Here is a 19,599-nt window from a genome sequence, read left to right as displayed (position 1 = left end):
CGTTTCTGGGGAATGAGGATATTTTATGAAAGTCATGAAGTTTGGAGGGTCATCCCTCGCTAATTTTGAATGTTTACAACAGGTTGCACACTTAGTAACACGCTCAGCATCTGTGCCTGCATTGTTGGTATTATCAGCACCTGGTGGGATGACAGATACATTGGTTGATTTAGCTGAACGAGCACAAAAAGGGGATGATTATCAATCCCAGTGGATGGCGTTTGTTTCCAGAAGCCTTGAACTAAAACAACAAGTTGAAGCCGCGTATGGTGAGATAAAAAATTGGCCTGACTTTAAAAAGTTAGAGCAAAATTTATCTGGAGTATCATTGTTAGGTGTATGCCCTGACCCGATCCGTGCTTATGTAATTAGTTTTGGTGAGCGCATTAGTGTCTCGTTGATGCAAGCTTTGTTAGGTGAATTCAACCCGACTTATCTAGAAGCTACTGCTTGTGTTGTATCTCGTGGCGGTTATCTAGATGCGGAGGCTAGTGTCTCGTTAAGCACAGAGCGTTTTGCTGAGGAGATGGCTAAATTACCTAGCCACATTTATATCATGCCTGGTTTTACAGCGAGTAATGAAGCAGGTGAATTAACTACTCTTGGACGTAATGGTTCTGATTATTCTGCTGCAATTGCAGCGGCCTGTGTAAAAGCGCAAGTGTGCCAAATTTGGACGGATGTGGATGGTGTGTACAGCGCCGATCCTCGTTACATAACAAAAGCGACCAAGATAGATAGTTTGTCATATAAGGAAGCCATGGAACTTTCTTACTTTGGTGCTAAAGTTTTACACCCTAAAACGATTTTACCTTGCGCCAAAGCGGGTGTGCCGTGCGAGATTAAAAATACTCACAATCCCGACGCTCCAGGTTCACTCATTAGTGATGTATCTCAAGCTGATGAGCCAGTCAAAGCGTTATCTAGTTTACAAGATTTAGCGATGCTGACCGTCTCAGGTCCAGGAATGAAAGGCAAAGTAGGCATGGCTGCTCGGGTTTTTTCCGCGCTTGCGCAAGATAACGTGTCTATTGTTTTAATTACTCAATCCTCATGTGAATTTAGTATCAGTTTTTGTGTTCACCAAGCAGATTTAGAGCTCGCGCTTGATGCATTACAAAATGCATTTGAGTTGGAATACCAAGCAGGATTAATTGAGCCAGTCCAAGTGAAACGAGATTTAGCTATTGTGACATTGGTGGGCGATAACATGAAAGCCCATCGAGGTTTGGCGGCAAAGTTCTTTGCTTCACTTGCTCAAGCACAAGTTAATATCGTCGCAATTGCGCAAGACTCTACCGAGAGTTCTATTTCGGCTGTTATTGACGGCAGCCTGTGTAACGATGCCGTAAAAGTATGCCATGAAAATTTCTTTACTCATATTCCATCTATTGATGTGTTCTTGCTTGGCTGTGGTTTAGTGGGAGCGGAGCTAATCAAGCAGCTTGAAAAACAGCAACAATGGTTAGAAAAACGCAATATCAAACTGAACCTGTATGGAGTAGCAAACTCTCGTCAGTTATTACTCGACGAAAACGGGATTGATTTAAATAACTGGTCTGGCGCATTAGCAGAATCACAACAAAGCTTTGAGTTAGCGACGGTAGAAAAATTTGTCAAAGCGAATCATCTTATTAACCCAGTCATTGTTGATTGTAGTTCATCTAGTGAGTTGGCTGATCAGTATGTGTCTTTCTTGGCTGCGGGCTTTCATGTGGTCGCGGCGAATAAAAAAGCCAATACAGCTTCACAAGCGTATTATCAGCAGTTGATGGATACAAGCCTTAAAAATAATCGCAAGTTTCTTTATGAAACGAATGTGGGCGCAGGCTTGCCTGTCCTTGATAACTTAAAGTTATTGTTTAGTGCCGGTGATGAGCTACTGAGCTTTAATGGTGTTTTATCTGGCTCATTATCTTACATATTTGGTGCATTAGAAGATGGCCTCAGCTTATCTGAGGCGACGTTACAAGCGAAGAAAAACGGTTTTACAGAGCCTGATCCTCGGGATGATTTATCGGGTACCGATGTCGCTCGTAAGTTATTAATTATTGCACGTGAGTCTGGGCTTAAACTTGAACTTTCTAATATTGAGGTTGAATCAGTTTTACCGCAAGGATTTGCCGAAGGCGCATCAATCGATGAGTTTATGGCGCAACTTCCTTCATTAGATGAAGCATTTGGTCAACGAGTAAATGAAGCTCGTGATGAAGGCAAAGTGCTACGGTATGTGGGCAGTATTGTTAATGGTCACTGCAAAGTGGGCATCGAAGCCGTTGGGGCTGAGCATGCGCTTAATGATATCCGCGATGGCGAGAATGCATTGGCGATATTAAGTCAATATTATCAACCTCGTCCATTTGTGATCAGAGGCTACGGCGCTGGCTCTCAAGTCACGGCTGCAGGTGTTTTTTCTGACATCTTAAAAATCGTATCACGTTAGGAGGGGTTATGTTTGAAGTTTATGCACCTGCTTCTGTGGGAAACTTTGCAGTCGGATTTGATGCGTTAGGTGCGGCATTAGCGCCCATTGACGGACAGTTATTGGGAGATGTGGTTGCAGTACAAAGTGCGACTCAAGATGAGTTTATTTGCTCGGGAGAATATGCTCACAAACTCCCTGCTGATCCGCTCGAGAACTTAGCCTATCAATGCTTAGTTCACTTTCGTGAGCATGTGGCACCAAATATGGCAGCTGTTCGGCTAGAGCTTAAAAAGAACTTGCCGATAGGCTCAGGGCTGGGATCTAGTGCTTGTTCAGTTGTGGCCACGTTTGCGGCGCTTGATAAATTTGCAGATACACAACTAAGCCAAGTTGAGTTAATTGAATTAATGGCTGATTTTGAAGCCAAAGTCAGTGGTGGTCGTCATTATGACAACATCACTCCTTGTTACCTTGGTGGCTTGCAGCTTACAGGTGATTTAATTCCTAATAAATCGTTGTCTTTGCCTGTGTGTGAGCAATGGTATTACGTAGTGGCTTTTCCGGGTTTTACGCTTAATACCGCCAAAGCGCGCGCTGTGTTACCAGAGTCCCTGTCTATGCACGATAGTGTCGAGTTTGCCCAGCGTTTATCTGCTTTTATCAGTCTACTGCACACTCAGCAGTTTGATGCTGCACTGTCAATTATGGAAGACCGAGTGGCAGAGCCACACCGCGCACGGTTGATAGAGGGGTTTGCACAAGCTAAACAAGCTCTACCTGAACTCGGTGCTAAAGTGATGAGTATTTCAGGTGCAGGACCAACTCTTTTTGCTGTCTGCACTGATTTAACAACGGCTCAGCAATGTGCAGACTGGTTAGCTGCAAATTATATAAACGATCAAGGTTTTTGTCATATTTGCCAATTAGATACACTCGGCACTCGCGTATTAGAAAAGGAAGCGTAAGATGTTATTACACAATTTAAAAGACAGTTCAGAGCAAGTATCATTCGTTCAAGCCGTTAAAACAGGCCTTGGTCGTAACCAAGGTGTCTTTTTTCCGGATTCATTAGCGCCTCTTACCAATGTCGACGAATTGTTAGAGATGGACTTTGTGACACGAAGTAGTCACATTCTAAAGCACTTAATTGGTGATGAACTAACTGCAGAGCAAGTGTCTGGTTTGGTTGAGCGTGCATTTAATTTTGATTTGGAATTAGTTGAAGTAGAAAAGAACATTTATTGTTTAGAGTTATTTCATGGCCCGACTTTGGCATTTAAAGATTTTGGTGGTCGCTTTATGGCTGAGTGCTTAGCTGAATTTAGTCAAGGCAACAAAACGACAATCTTAACTGCGACAAGTGGTGACACAGGCGCAGCAGTGGCGCATGCCTTTTATAAAAAAGACAATATCGATGTTGTTATTTTATACCCGAAAGGCAAAATTTCGCTTGCGCAGCAAAAGCTGTTTACTACGTTAGGGGAAAACATTCATTGTTACGCTGTTGATGGTAGTTTCGATGATTGCCAAGCGATGGTCAAAGCGGCATTTTTAGATGATGAAATTAAACAGCGATTAGGGCTCAACTCAGCTAATTCAATCAATATCAGCCGTTTACTTGCACAGGTTTGTTATTATTTCGAAGCATTGGCTCGGCTACCACAAGCGCAACGTGCGAAGGCACATATTTCTGTCCCTAGTGGTAATTTTGGCAATGTGTGTGCCGCGATGATTGGTGCGGTGATCGGGTTACCAGTTGCTAAATTATCTGCGACAACTAATCAAAATGATACTGTTCCACGCTTTTTGGCTAGTAAAGATTGGTCACCTACAGATACTAAAGAATCACTCTCGAATGCGATGGACGTCAGTCGACCAAATAATTGGCCGCGTGTGCAACATATGCTTGATAATAACTGGTTTAGCTATGAGAATTTTTACTCTAACGCCGTCGATGAAGCTAAAACTGAAGAAGTGATGCTGCAACTTTATAATAAAGGTTATTTAGCTGAGCCTCATACCGCCATTGCCTATGAGGGGTTAACGCGTGATTTAGCTACTGATGGGGTGGGAGTGTTTTTAGCGACCGCACATCCCGCAAAATTTAAAGAAAGTGTTGAACGTATTTTGGATGTTGAACTAGCGATGCCAAAACCTTTAGCTGATGCATTAGCTAAAACGTGTCTCGCCGAAGATTTAGCCAATGATTACCATGTCCTGCGTGAGGCGTTACTGGTAAAACTTGCTTAAATTGTAATTGAATTTCAGCCGGCTAAACAGCCGGCTTTTTTATGTCTTTAAGTCAGGGTATGGCATAATTTGATTTTTAAAATACACAAGCGTTGTTATGAATTGGTCTGATTTTATTTGTGAGCAACAAGCGTTGCCTTATTTAGCCGAAACATTGGCGTATGTAGAAGAACGTCGGGCGCAAGGTGTGACGGTTTTTCCTCCGCAAGAGCAAGTATTTAGTGCTTTTGAGAGTACGCCATTTGATCGCGTCAGCGTGGTCTTACTCGGACAAGATCCCTATCATGGTGAAAACCAAGCGCATGGCTTATGTTTTTCGGTTTTACCAGGCATTAAACCTCCGCCATCATTAGTGAATATGTATAAAGAGTTAGCGACAGATGTTGCTGGTTTTCGTATCCCCGATCACGGTTATTTACAAAAGTGGGCGCAGCAAGGAGTACTGATGCTCAACACTGTCTTGACCGTAGAGCAAGGTCTTGCTCACTCCCACAAGCATTTGGGCTGGGAGCAATTTACTGATGCTGTGATTAACGTGCTCAATGAGCGAAAAGAGCCCATTATTTTTGTTCTTTGGGGGGCGCACGCTCAAAAGAAAGGTAAAAAGATAAATCGCGCACGACATACAGTCATCGCAGGGCCTCATCCGTCGCCTCTTTCTGCGTATCGTGGTTTTTTTGGCTGCCAGCATTTTTCAAAAATTAATGCACAACTGATTTCCCAAGGCCAAGATCCAATTGATTGGCAGGTTTAACCTGTGGTGTGGGTCATTTAAATGAAAAAGGCTCATGATTAAATGAGCCTTTTAGGATTTAAAAGTTTAGTTCTTCTAAACCAATATCGTGTGACCAATCCAAGTCTTGCAGTTCTTTACGCAAACGGTGTTTATCCTTTAACGCTTCAATCTCTCGCCATTTTCTTTTTTGGTTTTTCGCAGAGCTTTTAGCTGGTTTCACTGGATTTTCTAACATTGTTAAGATGTCATCTAGATTATCCATGGTTCACTCCTTTTCATTGGTAATCCCGCAAATAGAAATATCACAACAAGGTCAAAAATAAAACTAATAGATGGCGTAAAAGTTACAAAAACATGAAAGTTTGGTGACTTTGTCGCTGACAGAGGAATAAAAAACACCAATCAGAAACACACAAGGGCAGTGTTCCTGATTGGATATATTTGAAGTTAAAGATTGATGTGTTTCAGTAAAGCTTGGGTGGATGGATCGAGTTGACTTAAGTCTTGCGTTTCAATTGCGGACATCAAGGTTTTACCGAGTTGTTTACCGAGCTCAACGCCCCATTGATCGAAACTATTGATGCCAAATAACACGCCTTGGCAAAAGACTTTGTGCTCGTATAACGCCAATAATGCGCCTAATGTGAACGGTGATAGCGCATCAATAATCAAGGTGTTCGATCCGGTATTGCCGGGCATGGCTTTGTGTTTTGCCAGTGCAGCTGCTGAAGTCTCATCTTCACCTGATGCGATTAGCTCATCAAATGCTTGTTGAGTGGTTTTTCCTTGCATTAATGCTTGTGCTTGCGCTAAACCGTTGGCCACCATCATATTGTGGTGAGCAGGATAATGCGGATCACCTTTAGCTGGCACAATAAAGTCGACCATAGCTTTTTGTTTGCCTTGATGTAACAGCTGCATAAATGAATGTTGGCAGTTTGTGCCCTCGGCTCCCCATAAAATAGGGCCAGAATTGGCAATTTCGTCACCTAGCGCATTGACCGATTTACCGTTACTTTCCATATCTAATTGTTGTAAATAAGCGGGGAGGGCTTTTAATCCATGGCTATAAGGTAAAACCATTAAATTGTTATAGCCCAAGTAAACTTGTTGCCAGTAACCGATCAGCGCAAGCATCACAGGCATGTTGGCGTTTAAAGGGGCTTCACAAAAATGTTTATCCATAGACGCAGCACCGGCGAGTAAAGATTCAAACCCTTCACGACCAATTGATAAAGCTAAAGGCAGCCCTATGGTTGACCAAACTGAATAGCGGCCACCTACAAAGTCCCATAATGGGAAGATATAATCTGAGCTTATCCCAAAAGCCTGCGCTTGTTGTGGTTTAGCTGTTAACGCGACCCAATGTTGTTTGATTGCTTGTTGATCACTAAAGTGTGATTTAAACCACGTCATGACAGCATCTGCATTGAGTTGTGTTTCAGCTGTGGTCCACGATTTTGATGCGACAATGATCAGGGTCGTTTCAGGGTTTAAAGCCTTGAGCATGTGCTTTATTTGTGCCCCATCAATGTTCGCCAAATAGTGCACATTAATGGCCGATGCTCGTTGCTCTTCCAGTGCACTTTGCAACATTTTAGGCCCAAAAAACGATCCACCGATGCCAATGCTGATTACATCCGTGATCCCTTTGCCGGTAAAACCGAGTAAAGATTGGTTAATAATGCCGTCAACAAAGTTCAGCATGCGCTGTTTTGTGTGTTCTATTTCAGCTGCTGTGTGTGCATCTACCTTATTCAAACGTTCACTGTTGCGAAGTGCTGTATGTAACACCGCACGTTGTTCAGTGTGATTAATTGCATCTCCTTGAAACATCGCATCGCGAGCGCTTGCGAGGTTTTTATGTTCAGCAAGTGCGATTAATCCTTCGATCGCTTGTTGGTTAAGCGCTTGCTTTGAATAATCTAAATAGATTGGGGAGACGTCTAAGCGGTATGTTTCTGCACGAGTAGGCTGCAACTGAAAAAGCTCCAATAAATGGAGCTTTTGCACTTCTTGTGCAGCATTTAACAAGCTGTTGTGCAAGCTTTGTTCAATGCTGATTTGCGGCATTATTAAATCCTTTGTTTATAGTTTTTTAAAGCAATTTTCGAGATCAACCTGCGCGGCTGCAAAGGCACGTATACCTTCGGCTAATTTTTCCGTCGCCATTGCATCTTGATTATGCTGCCAGCGGAATTCGCTTTCACTTAAGGCCGCTGGTTTATCGAATTGTACGCTAAATTGCTCTAGTTGATAATTAGGTGCATCGGTCATCGCCTCTAATTCACTCAATAGTGCAGGGCTAATTGTTAACTTATCGCAACCGCTTAGCGCTAAAATCTCACCAGTGTTACGGAAGCTTGCTCCCATTACGACGGTGTCGTAGCCATGGGTTTTGTAAAATTCATAAATACTGCGAACAGATTGTACACCTGGATCTTGAAGTGGATCGGTGGGTTTTTCCATTCCATTAGCAACATGCCAATCTAAAATACGACCTACAAAAGGCGAGATTAAAAAGACATTTGCATCAGCACAAGCACGGGCTTGAGCTTGGCTAAATAACAAGGTTAAATTACATTTGATGCCGTCTTTTTCAAGTACTTCAGCAGCTTTAATACCTTCCCACGTTGATGCGATTTTGATCAGTACTTTATCTTGGCTAACACCTTGCTCTTGATACAGAGATAATAGCTCTTTTGCTTTATTGATCATCGCGTTAGTGTCGAAAGATAAACGTGCATCAACTTCGGTCGAGATGTAACCTGGGACGACGTCGGCAATTTCTTTACCGATTAATACTGCAAAGTAGTCACAGGCTAGTTCAACTTGTTTGGCTTCATCTGAACGATTAGCTTTAGCATACGCCCAAGCTTGTTGTAATAACGGCTGATATGCGGCAATTTTGCTCGCATTTAATAACAATGACGGATTAGTCGTTGCATCTTGTGGTGTGTGTTTTTTAATTTGTTCGATATCACCGGTGTCGGCAACGATAGTTGATTGGGCTTTCAAAGCCGCTAAGACTGTGCTCATGGGAGTTCCTCATTCCAAAAAAGACTTAACAACATCATATGTTAAGCTGTTTTGAATATACCTTAATAGATTTATATTGCACTTAAATTAACGCCTTTTCACAGGTCAAATGTCCGTACTGTTTACAAAATAATCCTTCATAACAGTGTGAATAGAAATTAGAGGAAAAAGCAGTGTTAAAAAGCCAATTTAACATGGAGGTTGGGCTGTAAACAAGGAGTAAGCTGTGGGATGTCTCTGGTAAAAAGTTTGATAAATCTTGAACAAAAGCGTGATCTTAGCCTCAATAAATGTTGAAATCGTGCTCATATACTCTTTAGGTAAATAAGCCATTATGATCACTGTTATTTCTCCTGCGAAAAATTTAGATTTTGAAACGCCTGTGGCGACGGCTGAGTTTTCTCAACCCGAGTTTCTCGATCAAAGTGCGCAACTCATTGAAGTATGTCGTCAGCTAACACCCGCTGAGCTGGGTAGTTTAATGAAAATTAGCGATAAGCTAGCGGGATTAAATGCCGCACGCTTTACTCAATGGACGATGCCTTTTTCACCAGACAATGCCCGCCCTGCGATGTTTGCATTTAATGGGGATGTGTATGGTGGGTTAGATGTGCATTCAATGGATGAGGCGAGCCTTAGTTATGCTCAGTCTCACTTGCGTATTTTGTCTGGTTTATACGGCCTGTTAAAGCCACTCGACCTGATGCAAGCTTATCGTTTAGAAATGGGCACTCGCTTAACGAATGAACGTGGTAGCAATCTGTATCAATTTTGGGGCAAGATGTTAGCTGAAAAGCTCAATAGTGTGTTAGCTGAAAATAACACTGAGTTATTGGTGAACTTAGCATCGAATGAGTACTTTAAAGCTGTTGATAAAAAGGCCTTCAAAGGCACGATTATCACCCCCATTTTTAAAGATTGTAAAAATGGTCAATACAAGGTGATTAGTTTTTATGCCAAAAAAGCGCGCGGCATGATGGCGCGTTTTATTATTGACCGTCAAATCACCTCGTTAGATGCTTTACAGCAATTTAATAGTGAAGGGTACTATTTTAGCCCTGAACACACAGCCAAATCGCACGAGCCGGTATTTTTGCGTGCAGAACAATAAAGTAAGATGACCTAAACAACGCGACGATTACGTCGCGTTGTTTGTCTCTGCTGATGTGTTAAAGCTATCCGTTCATCTCAGATTAAAAAAGCATGAGCACGCTTCTTTTAGTTATAAAAACCGTCCCGAATTCGATACAATCTTAATCATTCCCATCATTTATTGAGTAAATACTCCTTAGCAATGCCGATGCTTCGCTGATTAATCAGTGAGCATGTAAAATTATCGATACAGCCCCTGTGGTTCAGAAATCGTACTTCAAGCGTCTAAATTTAAAATTGACAGCGTTGTCCTTTGTTGCTTTTTTAGGTATGTGAATACTTTGTAATGTTATTCGCAAAACCTAAAAAAAACATAATTAATTAACATTGGAGTTGCAACAAATGAGCAAGTACAACACAGTTAAATTTCGCAAAAATGCGATATTAATGGCGCTAGTTGGGGGAGTCGGTTTTCACAGTGTCGCAGCAGAGCAACAAAGTGAGATAACTGATAAAGAACGCTTTATTGTTCAATATAAAATAAATCAAACATTTGCACTCAACCAAAGCACTTCCGATCATCAACTGGCGACCATAAAGCACAATATGGTGCAGTCGCTAGCAGCTTCTGTTCATGCTGATGTGGTGCAAGAATTACCTTCTATCAATGGTGTCGCCTTAGTGCTTAATGCCGATCAAAAAGCTGCGTTACAAAATAACCCAAATGTGGCCAGCGTTGAAGTGGATCCAAAGCGCTATTTATTAGCAGAAACCACCCCTTATGGTATTAATATGGTACAAGCTAAGTTGTTGTCTGATGCGATGAGTGGCAATCGCAAAGTGTGTATCATGGATACAGGTTATACCCTGAACCACCCTGATTTACCAAGCTCAGGTGTGACCGGAGATGATGGTTATGGCGCAAATGATACGGGCAATTGGTATAACGATGGCAATGGCCATGGTACACACGTTGCAGGCACAATCGCTGCTATTGGTGGAAACAATCAAGGAGTGGTCGGGGTTAATCCTTCAGGACAATTAGGGCTGCATATTGTTAAAGTGTTTAATGATCAAGGGCGCTGGGCGTACGGCTCGGATTTAATCAAAGCGATTAGCCAGTGTCAGGCGGCAGGTGCGAATATTACCTCTATGAGTTTAGGGGGCGGTGGCTCATCTAATGCTGAGCGCCAAGCATTTGCGAGTAGCTATGCACAAGGTATGCTCCATATTGCGGCTGCTGGTAACGATGGAAATAGCTCGTTAAGTTATCCGGCATCGTATGATTCTGTTGTGTCTGTTGCTGCGGTAGACAGCTCAGAAAATAAAGCCTCATTCTCACAGTTTAATAATCAAGTTGAAATTGCAGCGCCGGGTGTTGGGGTTAATTCGACTTGGAACAACAATGGCTATAAAAGTATCAGCGGTACGTCGATGGCGACGCCACATGTTTCAGGTGTTGCTGCATTAGTGTGGAGTAACAATGTTAGCTGTAGCAATCAACAAGTACGTGATGCACTCAATGCCACCGCAAAGGATAAAGGTACGTCGGGGCGCGATACGTCTTACGGTTATGGTATCGTGCAAGCGAAAGCGGCTTCGGATTATCTTGCGAATGACTGTGGAAGCGGTGGTGGGACAGATAAAGCGCCAGTTGCGTTGTTTAGTGTCGAATTGAATGGCAATCAAGCGAAGTTCACCAATCAGTCTTCAGATGATAAAGGCATTGTCAGTTACGCTTGGCAATTTGGTGATGCGGCTAATTCAACCTCCACACAGCAAAATCCAAGCTTTACTTATGCCCTTGATGGCCAATATACGGTTAACTTGACGGTTACTGATACTGCAGACCAATCAACAACGTTTTCACAACAAGTCACCATTAGTACCGATCCAAATAATGGCTGTGATGGCTTAGCAGCATGGAATGCGGCAACATCTTATAAAGTTGGCGACAAAGTGGCTTATAACGATAAGCAGTTTGAAGCAACGTGGTGGTCTACAGGTGCGAACCCAGAAGTGTATAGTAATGCCTGGAAACGTTTAGGTAACTGTAATGGCGGCGGGGATACCAATCAAGCGCCAGTGGCCAACTTTACTTTTAATACTCAGCAATTAGCGGTTAGTTTTAGCGATAGTTCAACGGATGATAAAGGTGTGGTCAGCCATGCTTGGACATTTGGCGATGGGACTAGTTCATCACAGCCGTCACCAAATCATACTTATAGCCAAGCTGGCACGTATTTAGTGACTTTGACTGTGGCAGACGCCGAAGGCAAGCAAGCAAGTAAATCTCAACAAGTGCAAGTTAGTGAATCACAACAAGGTTGTGCCGGTGTCGTTTCATGGACAAATGGCGCGGTGTTTGTTGCGGGCGATCAAGTGGCCTATCAAAATATCAAATACACTGCAAACTGGTGGACTAAAGGCGACAATCCTGCCGATAACTCAGGCCAATATAAAGTGTGGACAGCCAATGGTAGCTGTAACTAAATCTAACGATTGAAAACAATCTTTAGTGTAAGAATAATAAAGGGCTCTCAGAGCCCTTTATTTATGTTTGAACAATCAATACCGTGCTATTTTTTAGCTTTTTTCTTTAGCTTCTTTTTCGCTTTCATTTTGATTGGATCTTTGCGCTTTTTAGCCGGTGGCTTGGCTTCTTTGTGCATAGCTTCAAGGCCTTTAATATTGCGACGCTTTAGCTTTTGCTCTGTGTAACGTTCGATCTTTTTCAAGATGCCAACATCATGCGCTTCAACCAACGAAATAGCGATCCCTTTTTTACCAGCGCGGCCAGTGCGACCAATTCGATGTACATACACATCAGCAGTACGGGGCATGTCGTAGTTGATGACATGGCTGATATCATCAACATCAATCCCGCGAGCTGCAACATCAGTTGCAACGAGAATATTCATACGGCCCGCTTGGAAATTAGCCATGGCTGCCATACGTTTGTCTTGTGGCATTTCACCGCGTAACCACGCCGTTTTTATATCACGTGCCACTAATAAGCCAACTAACTCCTCGAGCTTTTCTCGTGTTTTTACAAACACGATTGCTTTACTCATGTCTTCGGCTTTTAGAATCGCTTCGAGTAAATCAAGCTTATGATCACGCGAATCAGCAAGATGCACCCATTGCAAAATTTTACCTTGCTCTTTACGCGAACTTTCAGCTTCAAGCAGGGCTGGATCATTGAGGATGTTATCGGCAAAACGCTCAACGCTGTCGCCCTCTAATGTTGCTGAGAATAAGAAACACTGGCGACGATTGGTGGCTTCGTCACAGATTTTCATCATTTCTTTTCTAAAGCCCATGTCGAGCATGCGATCCGCTTCATCTAAAATCAAAATTTCAACGTTTTCAGCATGAAATTCTTCATTATTCATGTAATCCATTAAGCGGCCGGGCGTCGCAATCAGAATATCGTTGTTTTTTTCAAAAATGTCTTTATGACTACCGTAGTTAATTCCACCGGTGACAACGCCAATTTTAAGGTGTGTATTGGCAGCAAATAAAACACATTGTTCGTGAATTTGATATGCCAGTTCGCGGGTAGGCGTCATAATTAATATGCGGGCAAAGCCAGGATCTCGACGTGGAAAATCAAGTAAATATTGGATAGAAGGCAGTAAAAACGCTGCCGTTTTACCTGTACCCGTAGGGGCAGAGGCTAGAATATCACGACCCGCCATCGCTTCTGGAATGGCTAGCTGTTGAATGCTCGTAGGGGTTTTGTAACCCGCTTTTTCTACGGCATTTAGAATTTTTTGATCAAGATCCAAGTCGGCAAATTGCATAAGACATCATAATTAAAGGACAATTAGCTGTTATTATACGTGGCTTAGTTCGTTATACCAATTGTATTGTGCAGCATTTAAGAGGTTAAGGTGTCGGGTTTTCAATTTAAGCAGTTTTACGTCAATCATTCAGGTGCTGCAATGAAGGTAGGCACAGATGGGATTTTGCTAGGTGCATGGGCGGCAATCTCACCGAATCAGCGCGTGCTCGATATTGGAACTGGCAGCGGGTTAATTAGTTTGATGCTCAAACAACGAGAGCCCTCCTGCGCATTAACTGCGATTGAAATTGATAACCTCGCGGCAATGCAAGCCCGTGATAATGTTGTTAACAGTCCGTGGCCAGATATAAAGGTGCTCGAGCAGGATATTCAATGCTATACATCGTTGCAGCCATTTGATTTAGTTGTTTCAAACCCACCGTTTTTTCAGCGCAGCTTAAGGGGCCCTAATGAAGCAAGAAATACCGCCCGCCATACCGACAGTTTAAGCTTTTCAGGGTTATTTGATGCGTTTAATCGCCTTAGCACACACGATGCTAAACTAGCATTAGTATTACCCGCCGAGAGCTTGGACCAAATAAGCAGATTATCCACTCAATATGGCTTTTATCTAAGCCGCATCACCTATGTGAAAACCACACTGACAAAACCCGCCAAAAGAGTGTTGATAGAAGTGAGTAAACTAAAACAAATATGCTTAGAGAGTGAACTAATTATTCATCAAGGTGATGGCTATCACCTTGATTACATAAAGTTATGTAAAGATTTTTATTTAAAAATGTAATTTAAAGAGCCGCTTGATACTGCTCTAAAACTTGCTCTATCCAAGTCGCGATACGCTCATCGCTAAGCTCGTATTGGCTGTCTTCGTCAAGGGCTAGACCGACAAATTGGCTGCCATCTGGCGTGAGGGCTTTGGAGTTTTCAAATTCGTAGTCGTTGCTGTTTGGCCAATAACCAATGAAATTAACCCCTTGTGGCGCTATTTTGTCATGTAACATGCCAAGAGCGTCTTGAAACCATTGGCCATAACCTTGTTGGTCGCCCATGCCAAATAAGGCGATGGTTTTCCCAGCTAAATTAACCTCATTAATATCATCCCACTTTGACTCCCAATCTTCTTGTAACTCGCCAAAGTCCCAAGTGGAAATGCCAAAAATCAAAAAATCATACGCTTCAGCGTTTTTTAGTGATTCATCTTTAATATTATGTAACTGTAATAGTTCAGCACCTAAGATATCGCGCATTTTTTCAGCGGCCATTTCGGTGTAGCAGGTGGTTGAGCCATAAAACAAACCAATTTTCATGGTATTTATCACTTCTTTTGGGGTTGTTATGATATGGGGCGCAGTCTAACGCATGATGAGAATAATTGGTATTCACCACAGTGCAAAGAGGTAAATTAATTGAGTGACAAAAAAGCAGTATTTACTGATCCTGATGGTTTTCTAGAGCAATTTTTAGATGCTATTTGGTTAGAACAAGGAGTCAGTGAAAATACGCTAGCGGCTTATCGTACCGATATCACCAAATTTGCAGAGTTTATTTTGCCCCGTGCTTTGTTTGAGGTCGAGCAGCAAGATGTTCAAAGCTACTTAGCTTATCGGCACGATAATGGCTTTAAGCCGCGCAGTACCGCGCGAACGGTGAGTGCTCTGAAACGTTTTTACCAGTACTTTATTCGAGAAAAACAACTGAGCTTCAATCCGATGGCTCATATCGGACAACCCAAAGCAGGTCAGAGTTTGCCAAAAACGTTGTCAGAAGAAGAAGTGGGGCGTTTGTTGTTAGCGCCAGATTTAGATGATCCAATCGGCTTGCGTGACAAGGCGATGTTGGAGCTTCTTTATGCTACGGGCTTACGAGTCAGTGAGCTGGTGGGGTTACGAATTGAGCAAATAAATTTGCGCCAAGCGGTTGTATTTGTTAAAGGTAAAGGGAACAAAGAGCGTTTAGTTCCCATGGGAGAAGAAGCGCAAGATTGGATTGAACGGTTTATCAAAGAAGGACGGCCGCAGCTTATTAAGCACGCGACAGATTTTGTCTTTCCGTCAAAGCGTGGGATTGGCATGACCCGACAAACGTTTTGGCATCGTATTAAGCACTATGCAATTATTGCTGAGGTGAAGTCTGATTTATCACCTCATACATTACGTCATGCATTTGCTACGCACTTAATAAACCATGGCGCCGATTTACGAGTTGTACAAATGATGCTTGGACACAGTGATTTATCGACCACGCAAATTTATACCCATGTGGCCAAAGAAAGGTTAAAATCACTCCATCAAGCGCATCACCCTCGTGCATAATGGAATTATTTAGGCCAAAACACGGTCTTACTAAGAAGAATTAATTTAAAGAGATTGATATGAAAAAATTATTAGTGGCGTTGGCTTTTGCATCATTTGGTTCTATGGCGGCACCGGCTGTTGTGAGCAGTGATACAGTGGTTGAAGTAAACCCTATTGTTGAAAAATTTCAAGCACTAGGCCTGACAGTAAAAGATATTAAACCTAGCCCAATCCCAGGATTAAAAGAATTGATCACTGATAAAGGCGTGATGTATGCCAATGAAACGGGTCAGTTTTTAATTCAAGGCACGCTAATTGACTTAGATAACCGTGTCAATTTGACCGAACAAGCACTGAGCGGTGTGCGTAAAAGTGGCGTAGCTGAGTACACAGATTCGATGATTGTTTATAAAGCACCAGAAGAGAAGCATCAAATTACCGTGTTTACCGATATCACTTGTGGCTATTGCCGCAAATTGCACCGTGAAATAGAAGATTATTTAGATGCAGGGATCACCGTACGTTATTTGGCCTTTCCACGTGGAGGCATGCGTAGCGAAGGGTATAACGATTTGATGAATGTGTGGTGTGCAAGCGATAAATTAAAAGCCATGACCGACGCTAAAGCGGGCGAAAAAGTCGCAAAAGTAGATAACTGCAGTGCGCCAGTTGGAGAGCATTACCAATTAGGGCAAAGCTTTGGTATTAGTGGTACTCCGGCGATTATTTTAGAAGATGGCACGCTAATTCCTGGCTACCAACCAGCAGCCGCGCTAAAAGCGCAGCTTGAAGCTGTTCAGTAAGCAGCGTTCATTATTAAAAAGGCCGCAAGGCCTTTTTTTGTCACTTTTTTCTCTGTTTGAGATGTTAAATGCAAAAACAATTAGTTGCTCGTCCACGAGTAGATGACACATATTTAAGCGCGGCGATTCACCCTGTTATCCGCCAAATTTATGCCGCACGGGGCGTAAAAAATGATCATGAACTCAATCATAATGCCGCCTCTTTACTGAATTTTAAATTGCTCAAAGGGATTGACCAAGCCAGTGAAATACTGATTGAGGCTTTAAAAAAGCAAAGCAAAATATTAATCGTTGGCGATTTTGATGCAGATGGCGCAACCAGTACTGCGACCTTGATGTCGGGACTGAAAATGTTTGGGTTTGAGCATGTTGACTATTTAGTCCCCAATCGTTTTGAGCTTGGATACGGCTTAAGCCCGCAATTGGCTGAGCAAGTGGTGGCTTTAGGTGCGGATTTACTGATCACTGTGGATAATGGTATTTCCTGCGTAGCTGGGGTTGAGATTGTAAAACAGGCCGGCATGCAAGTGATTGTCACGGATCATCACTTGCCAGGGGAAGAATTACCTAACGCCGATGCCATTGTTAACCCGAATCAACACGGTTGTGCATTTCCATCAAAATCATTAGCGGGGGTCGGTGTTGCGTTTTATTTGCTGGTGGCGCTTCGGTCGTATTTGCGTGAACAACAGTGGTTTTCACAATTAGGACAACCTGAGCCAAATGTCGCGCAGTTACTTGATTTAGTGGCTCTTGGCACTGTGGCGGATGTTGTCTCATTAGATGCGAATAACCGCATTTTAGTGCACCAAGGTTTAGCTAGAATTCGTTCCGGTAAAACACGCCCCGGTATTGCGGCATTAATCGATGTTGCAAAGCGACAAGCAAGTCGATTGTCGGCTTCCGACTTTGGTTTTTCATTAGCGCCGAGGTTAAATGCGGCCGGTCGCCTAGATGACATGAGTTTAGGCATCGCTTGTTTGCTAAGCCCTGAGATTAATCATGCGCGGCGAATTGCCAGCGAGCTCGATAGCTTGAATCAAGAGCGCCGAGAAATCGAGCAAAGTATGCAGGTTGAAGCGCAGGTTACCCTCGATAAGCTATTAAAAGCACAGCCTGAAGTACCCGATGCGGTGTGTTTGTATCAAGATGATTGGCATCAAGGCGTCATTGGTATTTTGGCGGGGCGTTTAAAAGAGAAATACCACCGACCCACGATTATTTTTGCTCTGGGTGATAATGACGAATTAAAAGGCTCTTGTCGCTCAATAGAAGGGCTGCATATGCGCGACTTACTCGAAGCGATAAGTACGGCGCACCCAGGGTTAATTTTAAAATTTGGTGGCCATGCGATGGCGGCGGGATTGTCTATTCGCGCCAGTGATTTTGCTCGCTTTAAGCAGCTTTACAGCGATGCAGTGACGGCCACATTAAGTGAAGAGCACAAGAAAAGTCTGATTTTAACCGATGGTGAACTGCCGAGCGATTGTTATACCCTTGATTTTGCGCAATTGATTAAAAACTCAGGGCCGTGGGGGCAATCATTCCCTGAACCGGTATTTGCCGATCAGTTTGCGTTGGTACAACAACGCCTTGTGGGTGAGAAGCATTTAAAATTGGTTGTAAAACATCGCAGTGGTTTATTGCTCGATGCTATTGCGTTCAATGTCGATTTGCAGCGTTGGCCCAATGCCGCGGTGCAGCAGATTGAAGCGGCTTTTGTGCTCGATATCAACGAATTTAGAGGCAAATTCAGTTTACAATTGTTGGTTCGGGAGCTAAAGGGGATCGCTTAGTTTACTGATTTTTAGTTGTTTCATCAGCTGTGGTGCGATGCCTTTAAAAATGATGAAGGCATCGTGATCGTCACCTTGTTCATTTGGTTCTAATTTATTCTTAAAATATTCGTATTAAGCCCTCACGTTCAGTGAAAATATTTGCTAAAATTCGCCGATTTAATTCTATCTGTGACTTTTAGCATTACATGCTATCTTCACTGTGTTTTAGTATTTTTGGAGTAAATATACATGTTTGAAGTGAATCCTGTGATTAATCAAATCAAGGACATCCGCGAACGTACAGAACTTCTTCGGGGGTATCTTTGACTACCCTACAAAAAAAGAACGTTTAGAAGAAGTGAACGGCGAACTAGAAGATTCAGCTGTATGGAATGAACCTGAGCGCGCACAAGCCTTAGGTCGTGAAAAAGTGGCACTTGAAACCGTAGTTGAAACAATTGATGACTTAATTGCTGGCGCTGATGATGCTGAAGGCTTAGTTGAATTAGCGGTTGAGGCAGAAGATCAAGAAACCTTTGATGAAGCACAAAGCGAAACCGCCCAGCTGGTTGAAAAACTAGCAACATTAGAATTCCGACGCATGTTTTCCGGCGACTTTGATCAAAATGATGCGTACCTTGATTTACAGTCTGGTTCTGGCGGAACAGAAGCACAAGACTGGTGTAACATGTTATTGCGTATGTATTTACGTTGGGGTGAAGCAAAAGGCTTTAAAGTTGAATTAGTGGAAGCCACCGATGGCGATGTTGCAGGCATTAAAGGCGCGACAGTTCGTTTTATTGGCGAATACGCATATGGTTGGCTTCGCACCGAAACAGGCGTTCACCGCCTTGTTCGTAAAAGCCCGTTTGATTCAAGTGGCCGTCGTCACACTTCGTTTGCCTCTGCGTTTGTTTACCCTGAAATCGACGATAATATTGAAATTGATATTAATCCGGCTGACTTACGTATTGATGTTTATCGTGCATCAGGTGCGGGTGGACAGCACGTTAATACCACAGAATCAGCTGTGCGTATTACTCACGTGCCGACAAATACCGTTGTGCAATGTCAAAATGAACGCTCACAGCACAAAAATAAAGCGCAAGCAATGAAGCAGTTAAAAGCGAAATTATTTGAGCTTGAATTACAGCAACAAAACGCTGAAAAACAAAGTCAAGAAGACGCTAAATCGGATATAGGGTGGGGCAGTCAAATTCGTTCTTACGTGTTAGACGATTCGCGCATTAAAGATTTACGTACGGGTATTGAAAACCGTAACACGCAGGCCGTACTTGATGGCGACCTAGATAAATTTATTGAAGCCAGCTTAAAATCTGGCCTTTAACTACCAAGCTAAAAAAGAGCTAAAAA

The 19,599-nt window shown here is 42.8% G+C and carries 16 protein-coding genes; 11 read left to right on the top strand and 5 right to left on the bottom strand.

Features of this window, described 5'->3' with window-relative positions; translation table 11 throughout:
- Positions 1-25 precede the first annotated feature (25 nt).
- The 4 genes from thrA (at position 26) to ung (ending at position 5,429) form a co-directional block, all read left to right on the top strand.
- Positions 26-2,443 (top strand): bifunctional aspartate kinase/homoserine dehydrogenase I, encoded by a 2,418-nt coding sequence (thrA, locus tag PULV_RS05325; protein ID WP_193331100.1) that lies wholly within the window; start codon positions 26-28, stop codon positions 2,441-2,443.
- Positions 2,444-2,451: 8 nt separating this feature from the next.
- Positions 2,452-3,390, top strand: coding sequence for a homoserine kinase (gene thrB / locus PULV_RS05320; protein WP_086742572.1), 939 nt, complete (start codon positions 2,452-2,454; stop codon positions 3,388-3,390).
- 1 nt (position 3,391) lies between these two features.
- Complete coding sequence (gene thrC, locus PULV_RS05315) at positions 3,392-4,675, top strand: threonine synthase (RefSeq protein ID WP_086742573.1); 1,284 nt, start codon at positions 3,392-3,394, stop codon at positions 4,673-4,675.
- 97 nt (positions 4,676-4,772) lie between these two features.
- Complete coding sequence (ung, locus tag PULV_RS05310) at positions 4,773-5,429, top strand: uracil-DNA glycosylase (RefSeq protein ID WP_086742574.1); 657 nt, start codon at positions 4,773-4,775, stop codon at positions 5,427-5,429.
- Between the two features lie 58 nt (positions 5,430-5,487).
- Here the strand turns inward: ung and PULV_RS05305 are convergent, their stop codons facing one another.
- From PULV_RS05305 to tal, 3 genes are all read right to left on the bottom strand, one after another.
- On the bottom strand, positions 5,488-5,673 hold the full coding sequence (locus PULV_RS05305; RefSeq protein WP_086742575.1) for a DUF3545 family protein: 186 nt from the start codon (positions 5,671-5,673) through the stop codon (positions 5,488-5,490).
- 185 nt (positions 5,674-5,858) lie between these two features.
- On the bottom strand, positions 5,859-7,484 hold the full coding sequence (pgi, locus tag PULV_RS05300; protein ID WP_086742576.1) for a glucose-6-phosphate isomerase: 1,626 nt from the start codon (positions 7,482-7,484) through the stop codon (positions 5,859-5,861).
- Positions 7,485-7,499: 15 nt separating this feature from the next.
- Positions 7,500-8,450, bottom strand: a complete 951-nt coding sequence (gene tal, locus PULV_RS05295) for a transaldolase (RefSeq protein ID WP_086742577.1) — start codon at positions 8,448-8,450, stop codon at positions 7,500-7,502.
- Between the two features lie 334 nt (positions 8,451-8,784).
- Here tal and yaaA point away from each other — a divergent pair, with 334 nt between their 5' ends.
- Positions 8,785-9,561, top strand: a complete 777-nt coding sequence (gene yaaA / locus PULV_RS05290) for a peroxide stress protein YaaA (protein WP_193331099.1) — start codon at positions 8,785-8,787, stop codon at positions 9,559-9,561.
- 383 nt (positions 9,562-9,944) lie between these two features.
- Positions 9,945-12,035, top strand: coding sequence for a S8 family serine peptidase (locus PULV_RS05285; protein ID WP_193331098.1), 2,091 nt, complete (start codon positions 9,945-9,947; stop codon positions 12,033-12,035).
- Positions 12,036-12,121: 86 nt separating this feature from the next.
- Here PULV_RS05285 and srmB read toward each other — a convergent pair whose 3' ends face one another.
- Positions 12,122-13,348, bottom strand: a complete 1,227-nt coding sequence (gene srmB, locus PULV_RS05280; RefSeq protein ID WP_086742580.1) for an ATP-dependent RNA helicase SrmB — start codon at positions 13,346-13,348, stop codon at positions 12,122-12,124.
- Positions 13,349-13,438: 90 nt separating this feature from the next.
- Here srmB and PULV_RS05275 point away from each other — a divergent pair, with 90 nt between their 5' ends.
- Positions 13,439-14,134: a tRNA1(Val) (adenine(37)-N6)-methyltransferase gene (locus PULV_RS05275; RefSeq protein ID WP_086742581.1), complete on the top strand. Its 696-nt coding sequence runs from the start codon at positions 13,439-13,441 to the stop codon at positions 14,132-14,134.
- Position 14,135: 1 nt separating this feature from the next.
- On the opposite strand, the gene fldB is transcribed toward PULV_RS05275, so the two are convergent.
- On the bottom strand, positions 14,136-14,657 hold the full coding sequence (gene fldB / locus PULV_RS05270; RefSeq protein WP_086742582.1) for a flavodoxin FldB: 522 nt from the start codon (positions 14,655-14,657) through the stop codon (positions 14,136-14,138).
- A gap of 99 nt (positions 14,658-14,756) precedes the next feature.
- Here fldB and xerD point away from each other — a divergent pair, with 99 nt between their 5' ends.
- The 4 genes from xerD to prfB all read left to right on the top strand — a co-directional run bounded on the left by xerD (position 14,757) and on the right by prfB (position 19,573).
- Positions 14,757-15,662 carry a site-specific tyrosine recombinase XerD gene (gene xerD, locus PULV_RS05265; RefSeq protein WP_086742583.1) on the top strand — a complete coding sequence of 302 codons (906 nt, stop codon included), beginning with the start codon at positions 14,757-14,759 and terminating at the stop codon, positions 15,660-15,662.
- A 59-nt stretch (positions 15,663-15,721) separates the two neighbouring features.
- The gene (dsbC, locus tag PULV_RS05260) at positions 15,722-16,447 is read left to right on the top strand and encodes a bifunctional protein-disulfide isomerase/oxidoreductase DsbC (protein WP_193331097.1); all 726 of its coding nucleotides are present in this window, start codon (positions 15,722-15,724) and stop codon (positions 16,445-16,447) included.
- 68 nt (positions 16,448-16,515) lie between these two features.
- A complete protein-coding gene (gene recJ / locus PULV_RS05255) occupies positions 16,516-18,243 on the top strand; it encodes a single-stranded-DNA-specific exonuclease RecJ (protein WP_193331096.1) in 1,728 nt (575 codons plus the stop codon).
- 231 nt (positions 18,244-18,474) lie between these two features.
- A protein-coding gene (gene prfB / locus PULV_RS05250) for a peptide chain release factor 2 (RefSeq protein WP_140372819.1) occupies positions 18,475-19,573 on the top strand; the annotation gives its coding sequence in 2 pieces (ribosomal slippage) (positions 18,475-18,549 and positions 18,551-19,573; 1,098 coding nt in all).
- Positions 19,574-19,599 lie beyond the last annotated feature (26 nt).

The sequence above is a fragment of the Pseudoalteromonas ulvae UL12 genome, assembly GCF_014925405.1.
GTDB lineage: Bacteria > Pseudomonadota > Gammaproteobacteria > Enterobacterales > Alteromonadaceae > Pseudoalteromonas > Pseudoalteromonas ulvae.
Note: the sequence above shows the minus strand (reverse complement) of the source record. Positions and strands in the feature narration are given on the sequence as shown.